This is a genomic window from Bradyrhizobium sp., from assembly GCF_035570375.1.
Classification (GTDB): Bacteria; Pseudomonadota; Alphaproteobacteria; order Rhizobiales; family Xanthobacteraceae; genus Bradyrhizobium.
Map to the genome: position 1 here is coordinate 1 of NZ_DATMLW010000252.1, position 13,399 is coordinate 13,399.

Below are 13,399 nucleotides of genomic sequence, written 5' to 3' on the forward strand. Positions count from 1 at the left end.
TTGATCTCAGTCAGCTGATCCAACACAATCTGAAAATGCCAAACCCACTACGGCGCCCCAGTATCCGAAAAAAATTGAGGCACACAAAACTACACGTAAGCCGCCAAATCCAACCAGCGAGCTTTGCATCGCATCGAAAAAGCGATTTCGCAGTGAGCCCATTTTTCGCTGCGACAAACACCAGTTCATTGATGCGAAAATCGCCGACCTCTAGACAAAAAGTTGACACCGGGAATTCACGGCACTAAACTATTGATTGATAAATAAAAATGACTCTACCCGACTAGTTCAAACACTGCCACGGCAAGTATGCCTGAGTGAACGGCGCGCCACGCCTTCCCCGCTGATCGTCGGCGGACAAGGCGTCATTGCGAGCGATAGTGAGGCAATCCTGGCGGGTCACGAAGAGATTCTGGATTGCTTCGTCGCTTTCGCGCTTCGCCATCATGGTGGTGCACCGTGAGTCTCGAAAATCGCTGATCAGCGCGCTGGCTTCAGCAGAGGAATGCTTCCCGGGTCGCGAGGCACCGGCATCTGCTGCAGATAAGCGTAGAGGTCGGCTGCGTCCTGATCGGAGAGAACCGCCGCTTCGTATGGCGGCATCTGGTTGACGGGATGACGAAGCCGGGCCAGAAAGCCCAGATATGAAAATGCCGTTCGCGAGACGCGCGGGCCGGTCATGAGCGCGCCCTGACCCGCAAGGCCGTGACACTGATAACAACCGACCTGAACATAGAGCCGCTCGCCGTTCGCCACATTGCCGACCGGTGAAGCCTGTTGGGCGGATGCCGGCCCCGCAGTCAAGGCGAGAGCTGCAACTGCGAGCATCATCGGCTTCAACGGGTTCTTCCTCAACGCGGTTGTGTGACGACGTCGATCAACGCGGGCTGGCCGGCCTTCACCGCGGCGATGCCCTTGCGGAAAGCTTGCGACAGATCGTTCGGATCGCTGATCGGGCCGATGCCGACCGCGCCGTAGCCCTGCGCGATCTTGACGTAATCGATGTCCGGATTGTCGATCGTGGTGCCGATATGGGCATTGCGCACGCCCCGATTGTGCCGGTTCGCCATCCGTTGCACGTGCATGACTTCCTGATGATAGGCGCGATTATTCTGGATGATGGTCAGGTATGGAATGCCGTGATGCGCTGCGGTCCACAGCGTGTGCGGGGCCATGTTGAATTCGCCGTCGCCGGTGATGCTGACGACCACGCGCCCGCCGGCGTCGCGGTGCGCGAGCGCCGCCCCCAGCGCGGCGACCGGCTGATAACCGACCCCGTAACCGCCTGGGCCGCCGATGAAACGATAGTGCTTTTCCAAGGGCCACAGCCGATGTGGCCATCGGGAAGAGAAGTCGCCGTCGGAGACCAGCGCCCAATCCTCGTTCCTGATCAACTCCCAGAGTTCCATGTACAAGCGCGCGGTTGAGATCGGGGTTGCGTCCCAGGCCAGCGCGGCTTCCGCACGCGCGCGTTCGGCAAAGCCGTTGTAGGCGTCGCGCAATTTCTCGCCGCGTATCGCGATGGAATCTTTGCCGCCGGAGCTTGCTTGGCGCTGCACTGCTTCGATCAGGAACGGCAGGGTGGTTTGCGCATCCGCAGTGATGCTGAGATCGGCGCCGACATAGCGCTGGAAATCCTGGTAGTTGGAATGGACCAGCAAATCCCGGGTCGAGATGCTGATGACCTTGACGCCCTTCTTGGTCCGCAAGATTTCGGTACGCTCCAACTGGTCGCGCATGGCATTGAGCTGGCCGAAGAGGTCGACCGGTTCGAGCGACAGGATGCAGTCGGCCTGGGCGAGCAGACTGCCTGAGCGCTCCGACTGACAGAGATAATGCGTGTTCGGCATGTTCATGCGCGACCGGTTGTCGATCACCGGCGCCTGCAGAAGTTCGGCGAGCCTGACGAGATCGTCCATCGCGGCTTGCGAGCGCGCGTAGCGATCGGCGATGATCACGGGGGCTTCGGCCGACACCAGCATTCTGGCGGCCTCGCGCACGGCGTTCGCCTCGCCTGCGGTTTGCGATGGTCTCACCAGACGCGGAATCCTGAGCCCGCTTTGCCCGCCTTCATCAAGCGGATCTTCCTGCAGCTTGGTGTCGGCGACAATGAATGCCGGTCCTGGCGGCTGCGCACAGGCGAGTGCATAGCCGCGCACCGTCGACTCGGCAAAATGCTGCAGCGACATCGGATAATCGTCCCACTTGACGAAATCGCGCACGGTGGCCGCGGCGTCCTGCACGCTGTGAAACCACTCGACGCCGGGCCGACGCTCATTGAGCGCGCCGGCATTGCCCGTGAAGATCATCACAGGAACGCGGTCGCAGTAGGCATTGTAGATGGCCATCGCCGCGTGTTGTGTGCCAACCGTTCCGTGCACGATCGCCGCCATCGGCTTGCCGGCGACCTTGGCATAGCCGTGCGCCATGCCGACCGACACTTCTTCGTGCAGGCAGGTCAGCCACTCCGGGCGCTTGTTCTGCCCGTAGTTGATGAAGCTTTCCTGCAGTGCGCGGAAGGTAGAACCCGGGCATGCGGCGACATAGTCCAGATCAAGCGACTTGCAGACGTCGACCATGAAATCGGAACCGGTCTTTTCCGTCGTCAACCGTTCGGCTTCCGGCGGGCGTTCGCGCTCGTTCGCCTTCGCGGCGGCACCGGGAGGCAACGCGATGCCGGTCGGCTTTTCCGCTAGCTCCGCCTGGAGGTTTGGCGGGCTGGCGATGGTTGTGCCGCCGGCGACGACCATCCCTGCGAGAAATCGACGGCGATGCAAGGCGGCCGATTCCGGTTCAGCCATGGACGCTCTCCCGCTTTTTTCTGCCATCGAGGTCGGATGGCCGGTCTATCGGTCAGGACCAAAGACTACTGCATCGACAGGTCGGAGGCGAGCCGATCGCATGAACAGTCATAGCAAGCGTGCGAAGCGAGCGTTATCCCGTGTCGGGCGGCTCTCAATTGCGTCGTGCGTTCGCGACGAAAGCAGCCGTGGCCCGGCCATGGTCGAAACGACGCCGATATTGGATTACTTCATCGCCGAGTAGCGGCTCTCGAACGAATTCGTCGAGAGAACCGGCTGTGCTCCGGCAACGAGATTGCCCTGGGATGGCGCGGGAGCGGGTGCCGCGGCCGCGGTCTCCGTCGGCTTCGAGGTCGGGTGCGCGGAGGCCTGCTTGGTATCGGCCTTGGCAGCCGAGGTCTTGGAAGCTTCGCTGCGCGGCTTGGCGTCGGTGACCTTGGGCTTGGCTGATGCCGGCTGCGCGGCGCTCGCGGTTGTGTCGGCTGCCGCGCTGCCAAAGCCCATTTTCTGGGCGAGGCTGGAGAAGAAGCCTTCGGATTGTGTGGATTGAGGCTGGTTGTCGGGTGGTGAAGCGGCAGCGACGCGCACGGCTGAAGTCGAGGGTGCCAGCGACGCCGCCAGCGGCTCATCCGGCGAAGTGACCGGCCCGCGCGGCGGATTGACGGTCGGCGGTATCGTGCCCGGCGGCTTTGACAGCGTGAGCAACGCCAGCCCCTGGCCACCCTCCGACAAGCCGGTATTGCCGTTGGGCAGCTTGGCGGCGAACACCTTGTGCATCCCGCCGTCGACACCGGAATTCAGTCGCGCCACCGGCGTTCCCTTCTCGACCATTTTGACGAATTCGGCTTGATCGGCTTCCTGCTTTTCGCGCACCGCCTGTGCCAGTTCTTCCGGGACGATGTAGGCGGGGCATTTTGCCGAAGCCTCGAACACCGGATCGCGCTTTGCGTCCGCCGGCTTCATGGCGTCAAAGACGTATTTCTTCTCGCAGAAATCCACCTTCGGTTCCTGCCGTGTCACTTCGAAATGATCATAGCCTTCCTTGATCATCTTCCAGAACGGCATGTTCGGATTGTTGCGGTGCCTGGCCATATTCGGCGCCGTCATCCGGAATGGATAGGCCTGAAACTGAAATGACTTCTGGCCGCCGAAGAAGGATTCGCGCCCCAGTGCATAGATTTCCGCGATCTGTTCGTCGGTCATCGCGTAGCAGCCGCGCGACGAGCAGTCGCCATGCACCATCAGCTCCGAGCCGCTATGTCCGAGCGATCGGTCATAGGCGTTGGGGTATCCGGTGTTGAACGAAAGATAATAGGCCGATTGTGGATTCATCTGCGCTGGCGTGATCGCGTAGAAACCCTCGGGCGCCTGCCGATCGCCCTCACGGACCTTGGGTCCGAGGTCGCCCGACCAGCGGCAAATCGGATAGGTCTTCAGTAGTGCGAAACGGCCTGAGCGGTCCTGTTTCCAGACCTCGAGCTCGGCCTCCTGCTTGAACAGCCGAATCAGGATCGGCGACTGCAGGTCCATATCCTTGGCCACCATCTCGGCGATAAGTTTCGGCGGGACGGGCTGGTTGGCCTTGGCGTTACTGGCGAGCGAAATCTCATCGCTGTTGCAGCCGGCAAGCAAAGCACCGGCCGCAAGCGCGACAGATGCGATGAGCGCGCGAACCAGCGAGCGATGAATCAATGCAAAGCTCCACACCCAACGGGCAGTTTCCGCACCCCAAACTAGCGTCCACGCCCTGAAGCCATTGAATAAAATCTTATCCTTAAAGCACCCCTGCTCGCAAGCCGAGGCGGCCGTTGCTCTCGCGGCCATGGTGAACAGAGATTAAAGGGCTGGTGGGGGCTTAATTGCGGCCAAATTGGCCGGATTCCGGAAAAGTTGGGGCTAACCGGACAAAATCACCCCAGCTTCCGGCCGATCTCTAGAAATTTCTGCCGCCGGTGCTTGCGAATCGCGTCGGCGTCGAGGTGGCTCAGGTCACTTAGAGTCTGGGCGATGGCCTCGCCCGTCATGGCGATCATGGCGGCGGCATCGCGGTGCGCGCCTCCGACCGGCTCCTTGAGGATGCGGTCGATCACGCCGAAACGCAACATGTCCTGGGCGGTGATCTTCATGCTGGTCGCAGCTTCCTGCGCCTTGGTTCCGTCGCGCCACAGGATCGAGGAGGCGGCTTCCGGCGAGATCACGCTGTAGATTGCGTGCTCGAACATCAAAACCCGGTTGGCGGTCGTGATTGCGATGGCACCGCCGGACATCCCCTCGCCGGTGATGATCGCGACATTGGGCACGCCGAGCAACAGGCAGGCGTCGGTCGAGCGCGCGATGGCCTCGGCCTGGCCGCGCTCCTCTGCGCCGATGCCGGGATAGGCGCCCGCGGAATCGACGATCGACAGAACGGGAATACCGAATCGTTCCGCCATCTCCATCAGCCGGACCGCCTTGCGATAGCCTTCCGGGCGGGCCATGCCGAAATTGTGCTTGATTCGGGAGTCGGTGGAGGCGCCCTTTTCCTGGCCCATCACGCAAATGCTCTCGCCGCGGAAGCGGCCGAACCCGCCGATCAGGGCTGCGTCCTCGCCGAACTTGCGGTCGCCCGCCAGCGGCGTGAATTCGGTGATCAGCCCATCGATGAAATCGATGAAATGCGGCCGCTGGGGGTGGCGCGCGACTAGCGTTTTTTGCCACGGCGTCAGATTGGCGTAGAGATCGGCGAGCGCCTGCGCCGCCTTTTCCTCGATCCGCGCGATTTCCTCGCCGATGTCGCTACCGGACGCGGCCAGTACGCGCAATTCGTCGACCTTGGAATCGAGCTCGGCGACTGACTTTTCGAAATCCAGGTAACTGCGCATGTGGTCCGGCATCAGGTCAATATAGAGAATAAGGCGCTTACGGGCGAAGCGGCCTCCGGTTTGCGAAGAAAGCACGCATCTTCAATGATTTAATGCGCATTCCGACGCTCGGGGGCCCCCGTTCCGGCCGATTCTCGATCAAGGGGGGAGGTGCGGGAAATGGCTCTTTCGGGGGAGAAGGCGCCGAAGTCAAGGTGGCTGTCCACGCAACGTTGCGGCGGTGTCGGCTTAAACCGGTCGGCCGCTACTTCTCCGCCAGCGGATGCAAGTCGCGCACCAGACTTTTCAGACGCTCCTCGACCACGTGGGTATAGATCTGCGTCGTCGAGATATCGGTGTGGCCGAGCAAGGTCTGCACGATACGCAAATCGGCACCGTTGTGCAGAAGGTGGCTCGCAAACGCATGACGCAGCACATGCGGGCTGACCAGGCGCGGTGCGAGGCCCGCGGAGGCCGCCAGTTCCTTCAGGTCGCGCGCGAAATGCTGCCGTGTCAGATGTCCGCTCTCGCCAAAGGATGGAAACAGCCATTTCGAGCTTGCGGCGTTGCTGTTTTTTGTTTGCTTCAGCGCTGCCATCGCCGCGAGATATTCGGCCATCGCACGGCGCGAAGCCTCGTTCAGCGGCACCAGCCTTTCCTTGTTTCCCTTGCCGCGCACCACGATCATGCGAGCCTCGCGGCGGGACGCCGACAGCGGTAGCGTCACCAATTCCGAAACCCGCAAGCCCGTCGCATAGAGCACCTCGAGCAGGCAATGGAGCCGCAATGTGCGAAGCCGCCGCCGCGGCGAGGATTCCGCGGCCTCGGCCAACGCTTTGGCGCGTGAAAGCAGGCGATCGACATCGGCGATCGACAACACTTTGGGCAGGCCGCGGCCTCGCTTGGGCCCGGACAGGATCGCGGCCGGATCGTCGCCGCGAATTCGCTCGTTCAGCAGGAATCGAAACAGATGCCGCATTGCCGACAGCCGGCGCGCCACGCTCGACGATTTGAAGCCGCGGGTATCGAGGTCGGAAAGGTAGTTCCGCAGCGCTTCCGTCTCGGCACCGATAAAATCTTGGCCGTTAGATGCGAGGAATTCGGAGAGGTCGATGAGGTCACGCCGATAGGCATCGAGCGTATTGGCGCCCGCTCCCTGTTCCGCCGCGAGCATGTCGAGGAAGAGGTTGACGAGTGTGGCGTCGGAGGGCTTGGCGCGCATCGAGCAATCCTATCGCCGAATTCTTGCCGAAGCCTATCGCACTATTTCTTGAGGAACCTGTCCGAGGGAATGGTGACAGTCATTTCCCGCGGTTTCGGGCTGACGAAATTCGCCAGCGCGAAAATCACGCCGTAAACGACGCCAGCGATCACCGCGACCGCCATCAAAAAGCGGAACAGGCTGGGCATGGGGAGAAGAACTCGGGCGGTGAGTTAACCATTCGAATCACCGGGAATCGGCCCGATCTGACTACCACCATGTTAGCCATTCCGTTGCAAGGGTCACATCCGCGTACTAGCAACGTTATCGGTGGCGGTAGTATGGTCGCAAGGAACGCCGCCTTCGCCGCGGCCTTGAGCGATGAAATGCCCGAAACAATCTCGCCGGCCAGCCCCACCATGATCCAGGATGCCGAAATCAAGGCGGCCCTGGGCGGCCGTTCGGTTGTACTGGTGGGGATGATGGGGGCCGGCAAATCCACCATTGGACGGCGCCTGTCGGCGCGGTTCGGGCTGCCATTTCTCGACGCTGACACGGAAATAGAGGCGGCGGCCGGCATGTCGATCCCGGACATTTTCGAATCGCGCGGCGAGCCCGATTTCAGGGATGGCGAGGCGAGGGTGATCGCGCGGCTGCTCGACAGCGGTCCCGCCGTGCTGGCGACTGGCGGCGGCGCTTTCATGCGCAAGGAGACCCGCGACCGCATCCGCGACAAGGCGGTGTCGATCTGGCTGAAGGCCGACATCGACACCATCATGCGCAGGGTGAAGCGCCGCTCCGATCGGCCGCTGCTGCAGACTGCCGATCCGGAAGCCACGGTCGGTCGTCTGATCAGCGCGCGCGAGCCGGTCTACCAGTTGGCCGACCTGACGGTCTGGTCGCGTGACGTGCCGCACGAGAAGATCGTTGACGAATGCGTCCAGGCCTTGCATGGCCTGTTGTGTGGTGGCATCAGCCGGCCCACGACGGGATAGCGTAAGATGATGACCGCGCCGCTGAAACATTCCGATCCGATCATCGTCGACGTTGCACTTGGCGATCGTGCCTACGACATCGTCATCGGCCGCGACGTGCTGCAGTCGCTGGGTGAGCGTGTCGCCGCATTACGGCCCGGCGCGCGGGCCGCGATCGTCACCGACCGCAACGTCGCAGATCATTGGCTTGAGAAGACCCAAGCGTCGCTTGCAGCCGCCGGCATTGCCACCTCGCATTTCACGGTCGAAGAGGGCGAGGGCTCCAAGAGTTATGCTGGCCTTCAGCAGGTCAGCGAAGCGCTGATCGCAGCAAGGATCGAACGCAACGATCTGGTGATCGCGCTCGGTGGCGGCGTCGTCGGCGACCTTGCGGGTTTTTCCGCAGCGATCCTGCGGCGCGGCGTGGATTACGTGCAGGTGCCAACCACCCTGTTGGCGCAGGTCGACTCGTCCGTCGGCGGCAAGACGGGAATCAATTCGCCCCAAGGCAAGAACCTGATCGGCGCGTTTCATCAGCCGGTGTTGGTGCTTGCCGATACCGCGGTGCTCGACACTTTGCCGCAGCGTCAGTTCCGTGCCGGCTATGCCGAGGTCGTAAAATACGGATTGCTTGGCGATGAAGCCTTTTTCACCTGGCTCGAGGCCAATCACGCCGATATTTTCGCCGGGGGTGCCGCGCGCGAGCACGCCATCGCGACTTCATGCCGGGCCAAAGCCGCGATCGTGGTGCGTGACGAGCGCGAGGCCGGCGAGCGGGCGTTGCTCAATCTCGGCCACACTTTCGGCCACGCGCTGGAAGCCGCGACCGGCTTTTCCGATCGGCTGTTTCATGGTGAAGGCGTTTCCATCGGCATGGTGCTGGCGGCGGAGCTCTCCGCGCATCTCGGGATGATCGCCGAGACGGAGGCGGCGCGCATCAGCAACCATCTTGCCGCGGTCGGCCTGCCGACCCATCTGCAGGATATCGCCGGATTTGCCCAGGAAGGTCTGGCCGACGCCGACGCGCTGATGGCGCTGATGGCTCAGGACAAGAAGGTCAAACGCGGGCGGCTCACCTTCATCCTGTTCAAGGCGGTCGGAAGCGCCGTGATCGCTCCGAACGTCGAACCGTCGGTCGTCCGGGATTTTCTTAAACGGAGGCTGGAACGCCGAGCGCCAGCCGGGTGAGGCGTCGTTTGCCTCCAAGACGGATGAAGTGAACTTCGCGCCATGGAAGATTGGGTTACGTTCTCTATCGTCGTTGTCTGCCTTCTCGTCTCCGCGTTTTTCGCAGCGAGCGAGACCGCACTGACCGCCTCTTCGCGCGCCAGCATGCTGCGGCTGTCGAAACAGGGCAATCGCGACGCCGCCATCGTCTCCGGCCTGTCGGCGATGCGCGAGCGCCTGATCGGCGCGCTCCTGCTCGGCAACAACATCGCCAATATCGCTGCCTCGGCGCTCGCAACCGGCATTTTTTTATCATGGTTTGGCGAAGTCGGCGTGCTCTACGCCACCGCGGTGATGACGGTGCTGGTCGTGATCTTCGCCGAGGTGCTGCCCAAGACCATCGCCTTCAATGCTCCGGACCGTGTGGCGCTCCTGATCGCGCGGCCGATGAGAATCATGGTGTATGTGTTGGGCCCGTTGCTCACGGTGGTCGAGGTGATCGTCCGCGCGTTGATGAGGCTCGGCGGCATCAATATCGGACACAATCAGCCGATCCTGTCGCCAACCGAACGCCTCAGGGGTGCGGTCGATCTGCTTCACCACGAAGGCAAGGTGGAAAAACTGGACCGCGACATGTTCGGCGGCCTTCTGGATCTCCGTGAACTCCAGGTTTCGGACGTGATGGTCCATCGCACCGAAATGGTGATGATCAACGCCGACCTGCCCGCGGAAGAACTGGTGCGCGAGGTGCTGGCCACCGAATACACCAGGATTCCGCTGTGGCGCGAAAAACCCGAGAACATCGTCGGCGTGCTGCATGCCAAGGACTTGTTGCGCGCGATTCGTGCCTCCGAAGGCGATACCTCGAAGATCGATGTCACGACCATCATGCTGCCGCCGTGGTTCGTCCCCGAGATGCGGCCAGTCTCCGAACAGCTCAAGGCGTTTCGCCGCCGCAAGACCCACTTCGCGCTGGTGGTCGACGAATACGGCGAAGTCGAGGGCATGGTGACGCTGGAAGACATTCTGGAGGAGATCGTCGGCGACATCTCCGACGAGCACGACGTGGTGGTGGCGGGCGTCCGCGCCCAGCCCGACGGATCGGTGGTGGTCGACGGATCGGTGCCGATCCGCGATCTCAACCGCGCCATGGACTGGCACCTTCCCGACAAGGAAGCCACCACGGTCGCCGGCCTTGTAATCCACGAGGCGCGCTCGATCCCGGAACGCGGTCAGAGCTTCACGTTCCATGGCTTCCGTTTCCGTGTATTGCGGCGTGAACGCAACCGCATCACTGCGCTGCGGATCGTTGCCGTGCCGCGCGAAACCGAGGTCTCGGAAAAGAAGCCGAGGCGCGCCGGTAAGTCCTTTTAGGCTCTGGTTGGCCCGAAGCCTCGCCAAACGCGAGGCGGCCGCTTAGCCCGGCTCCCCCGGCGCCTGTGCCGTGATCGCCAGCGCATGCACGGAGCCGGCGAGTTCCGCCGCCAGTGCTGAATTTATCATGCGGTGACGCTCGATTCGGCTCTTCCCCTTGAAGGCGGGGGATACGATATACACCCTGAAATGCGTCTCGCCGCCGGGCCTGTGGCCGGCGTGGCCTTCGTGAAGATGCGATTCGTCCACGACGTCGAGGCTCTCCGGCGAGAAAGCTTCGCGCAACTTGTCTGTGATGGCCTCTCTGGTGCTCATGGCTGCGGCAATACGCAGCAGACCGGCTTTCGTCAATGGCGCATCAAGAATGAGGTTTCGCAATGTCAAGACTTGAAGCTTTTCGCATTGCGTAGTCAAAGTCAGCCATGCCGATTGATTCATCCAAATTCTTTGATTCCATTCGCATCAAGCCGAACAAGCCGAGCGCGAGGCAACAGGCGCAGGCGCGTGAGGCCAGCGTGATGTGCCAATGGCCTGACTGCAAGAACAAGGGGCCGCATCGTGCGCCCAAGGGCCGGGCCAACGACAGGGAATATTGGCATTTCTGTCTCGACCACGTGCGCGAGTACAATCATTCCTACAATTTCTTTCAGGGCATGAATCCGGAAGCCGTCGCTCGTTACCAAAAGGACGCGCTCACCGGACACCGGCCGACCTGGAAGATGGGCGCCAATACCAGCGCCCGGCGCGGCAAGGGCAGTGCCGAGGCCGATCTCGAAGGCGCCTTCGATCCGTTCAGCATGTTCAGCGAGCTCAATGGCCGCGGCCGCTGGCGGCCGGGGCCTGGAGCGGGCGCCGGGACCAAGACCGAAACAAGGAGGGTCTTCAACGCCGAGCGCAAGGCGCTGCAGGTGATGGGATTGGGCTCTGACGCGACGCTGGAGACCGTGAAAGCCAAATACAAGGCGCTGGTGAAGCAGCATCATCCCGATGCCAATGGCGGCGATCGCTCGACCGAGGATCGCCTGATCGAGATCATCAAGGCATATAACTACCTGAAGACCGTCGTCCGGGCGTGAACGCCTGAGCCCGGCTACGCAACCGGTTTTACTGGTTCGCCTCCCCTCCTGCGGCGCATCGCCCAGGTCACCAATGCGGCGATCAAGGCGCCAGCGACCACCGCCAGTATCCAGTAATGCCTGGCGTGCCCGCTGTGAGGTGCCCCTGCATATCGATGCAGCGCCGATACCGCGAGCACTCCGGGCAAAACATGCGCCGGCGCCCACAGCAGGATCGCCGGAATATTGACGGCGTAGAACAGCGGCGGGCTCATCCCGAGCGCTCCCGCCGTGATCGGCACGAAGGCCCGCACCGGCGGGACAAAGCGCGCGAGAAACACCGCGAGCGTGCCCCATCGGCGGAAAAAGGCCTCGCTCTTGGCGATCACGCGCGGGTAGGTGGAGAGCGGCCAGGAGCTGAGGATCTCGCTCTGGGAACGGTGTCCGATCCAAAAGGCCGATCCATCGCCGAGCAACGCGCCCGCAATCGCCGCCGCCAGCACCCATTCCAGCCGCAGCTCGCCCCCTGGCACCAGCGCGCTCAGCGCAAAGATGATCGTCGAGCCTGGAATGACCGAGCCGACGACCGGAACCGCCTCCAGGAGCGCCGCCAGAAACAGGGTGAGATAGGCAAGCCATGCGTGCGACGAGAGCAGCGCAATCAATTGATCCATGAATGAATGCACGGAATTCCTGTATTTGCTGCAACGGTTTCCGGTCCGACGGACGACCTAACACAACTCGTGGTCGGGATGGAAAGTGCCCGAAAAAGGTGGTCGCGGCGGGGCCGGCGGGAAAAACAGGCCCGATTCGCAGAGCAGCCTTCCAAAAACCGGGTCCCATACTTATCTCAATGAATATTCAACGGAACTTTGATTTGATGGCGGGCTTCTGCCAATCCGCGCTCTCTGATAGGTTCCGTAAAGCACCCATCCGCAGCCATACCGCAGATCTGGTTTCCGGCGCGCCCGGGACCTCGGAGGATTGATGACGACCGCCGCCCTGACCAAAATTGAGGAAGTTGCCGGTTTGCCCGATATGAAAGTGTCGGTGCGACAGGTTTTCGGCATCGACAGCGATCTTGAGGTGCCGGCCTACTCTGAAGTCGATCCGCACGTGCCTGACGTCGACGCCGATTACCGTTTCGACCGCGCTACGACGCTCGCCATCCTCGCAGGTTTTGCCAAGAACCGGCGCGTCATGGTCACCGGCTATCACGGCACCGGCAAGTCGACCCACATCGAGCAGGTGGCGGCGCGGCTCAACTGGCCATGCGTGCGCGTCAACCTCGACAGCCATATCAGCAGGATCGATCTGGTCGGCAAGGATTCCATCGTCATCAAGGACGGCAAGCAGGTCACCGAATTCCGTGACGGCATCTTGCCATGGGCGCTCCAGCACAATGTCGCGCTCGTGTTCGACGAGTATGATGCCGGTCGTCCCGACGTGATGTTCGTGATCCAGCGCGTGCTCGAGGTTTCGGGCCGGCTGACGCTGCTCGACCAGAACAAGGTGATCAAGCCGCATCCGGCCTTCCGGCTGTTCTCGACCGCCAACACGGTCGGTCTTGGCGATACATCCGGCCTCTATCACGGCACCCAGCAGATCAATCAGGGCCAGATGGACCGCTGGTCGATCGTCACCACGCTCAACTATCTGGCCCATGACGAAGAAGTGGAGATCGTGCTGGCGAAAGCCCGCCACTACCGCACCCAGGAAGGCCGCGACATCGTCAACAAGATGGTGCGGCTCGCCGATCTCACCCGCAACGCCTTCGCCAACGGCGACTTGTCGACCGTCATGAGCCCGCGCACCGTCATCACCTGGGCCGAGAATGCCGAGATTTTCGGCGACATCGGTTTTGCGTTCCGCGTCACCTTCCTCAACAAGTGCGACGAGCTGGAGCGGCCGCTGGTGGCTGAATTCTATCAGCGCTGCTTCAACGCGGAGCTTGCGGAATCTGCGGTCAACGTGGCTCTGAGCTGAT

The 13,399-nt window shown here is 62.1% G+C and carries 13 protein-coding genes; 5 read left to right on the forward strand and 8 right to left on the reverse strand.

The genetic code is table 11. The features are described from left to right. Window positions 1–480 precede the first annotated feature (480 nt). The 6 genes from VNX23_RS27600 to VNX23_RS27625 all read right to left on the reverse strand — a co-directional run bounded on the left by VNX23_RS27600 (window position 481) and on the right by VNX23_RS27625 (window position 7,051). Window positions 481–831, reverse strand: a complete 351-nt coding sequence (locus VNX23_RS27600; protein WP_325634735.1) for a cytochrome c — start codon at window positions 829–831, stop codon at window positions 481–483. 20 nt (window positions 832–851) lie between these two features. Next, complete coding sequence (locus VNX23_RS27605) at window positions 852–2,801, reverse strand: thiamine pyrophosphate-binding protein (RefSeq protein ID WP_325634736.1); 1,950 nt, start codon at window positions 2,799–2,801, stop codon at window positions 852–854. Window positions 2,802–3,026: 225 nt separating this feature from the next. Next, complete coding sequence (locus VNX23_RS27610; protein WP_325634737.1) at window positions 3,027–4,493, reverse strand: L,D-transpeptidase family protein; 1,467 nt, start codon at window positions 4,491–4,493, stop codon at window positions 3,027–3,029. A 218-nt stretch (window positions 4,494–4,711) separates the two neighbouring features. Then, the gene (locus tag VNX23_RS27615) at window positions 4,712–5,674 is read right to left on the reverse strand and encodes an acetyl-CoA carboxylase carboxyltransferase subunit alpha (protein ID WP_325634738.1); all 963 of its coding nucleotides are present in this window, start codon (window positions 5,672–5,674) and stop codon (window positions 4,712–4,714) included. A gap of 232 nt (window positions 5,675–5,906) precedes the next feature. Then, window positions 5,907–6,863, reverse strand: a complete 957-nt coding sequence (xerD, locus tag VNX23_RS27620) for a site-specific tyrosine recombinase XerD (RefSeq protein ID WP_325634739.1) — start codon at window positions 6,861–6,863, stop codon at window positions 5,907–5,909. Window positions 6,864–6,904: 41 nt separating this feature from the next. Further along, complete coding sequence (locus VNX23_RS27625; RefSeq protein WP_325634740.1) at window positions 6,905–7,051, reverse strand: histidine kinase; 147 nt, start codon at window positions 7,049–7,051, stop codon at window positions 6,905–6,907. Window positions 7,052–7,228: 177 nt separating this feature from the next. On the opposite strand from VNX23_RS27625, the gene VNX23_RS27630 reads away from it, so the two are divergent. From VNX23_RS27630 to VNX23_RS27640, 3 genes are read left to right on the forward strand one after another with little or no spacing between them, the layout of a single operon-like run. Then, window positions 7,229–7,837: a shikimate kinase gene (locus VNX23_RS27630; protein WP_325634741.1), complete on the forward strand. Its 609-nt coding sequence runs from the start codon at window positions 7,229–7,231 to the stop codon at window positions 7,835–7,837. Window positions 7,838–7,846: 9 nt separating this feature from the next. After that, entirely contained in the window at window positions 7,847–9,004 is a 1,158-nt protein-coding gene (aroB, locus tag VNX23_RS27635) for a 3-dehydroquinate synthase (protein WP_325634782.1), read from the forward strand. A 42-nt stretch (window positions 9,005–9,046) separates the two neighbouring features. Beyond that, the gene (locus VNX23_RS27640; protein WP_325634742.1) at window positions 9,047–10,357 is read left to right on the forward strand and encodes an HlyC/CorC family transporter; all 1,311 of its coding nucleotides are present in this window, start codon (window positions 9,047–9,049) and stop codon (window positions 10,355–10,357) included. 42 nt (window positions 10,358–10,399) lie between these two features. Here VNX23_RS27640 and VNX23_RS27645 read toward each other — a convergent pair whose 3' ends face one another. Further along, window positions 10,400–10,672, reverse strand: coding sequence for a BolA family protein (locus VNX23_RS27645; RefSeq protein WP_325634743.1), 273 nt, complete (start codon window positions 10,670–10,672; stop codon window positions 10,400–10,402). Window positions 10,673–10,779: 107 nt separating this feature from the next. Here VNX23_RS27645 and VNX23_RS27650 point away from each other — a divergent pair, with 107 nt between their 5' ends. After that, a complete protein-coding gene (locus tag VNX23_RS27650) occupies window positions 10,780–11,433 on the forward strand; it encodes a J domain-containing protein (RefSeq protein ID WP_325634744.1) in 654 nt (217 codons plus the stop codon). 14 nt (window positions 11,434–11,447) lie between these two features. On the opposite strand, the gene VNX23_RS27655 is transcribed toward VNX23_RS27650, so the two are convergent. Then, window positions 11,448–12,098, reverse strand: coding sequence for a DedA family protein (locus tag VNX23_RS27655; protein ID WP_325634745.1), 651 nt, complete (start codon window positions 12,096–12,098; stop codon window positions 11,448–11,450). Between the two features lie 301 nt (window positions 12,099–12,399). Between VNX23_RS27655 and cobS the strand changes: the two genes are divergently transcribed. Further along, the gene (gene cobS, locus VNX23_RS27660; protein ID WP_325634746.1) at window positions 12,400–13,398 is read left to right on the forward strand and encodes a cobaltochelatase subunit CobS; all 999 of its coding nucleotides are present in this window, start codon (window positions 12,400–12,402) and stop codon (window positions 13,396–13,398) included. The last annotated feature ends 1 nt before the right edge of the window (window position 13,399 follow it).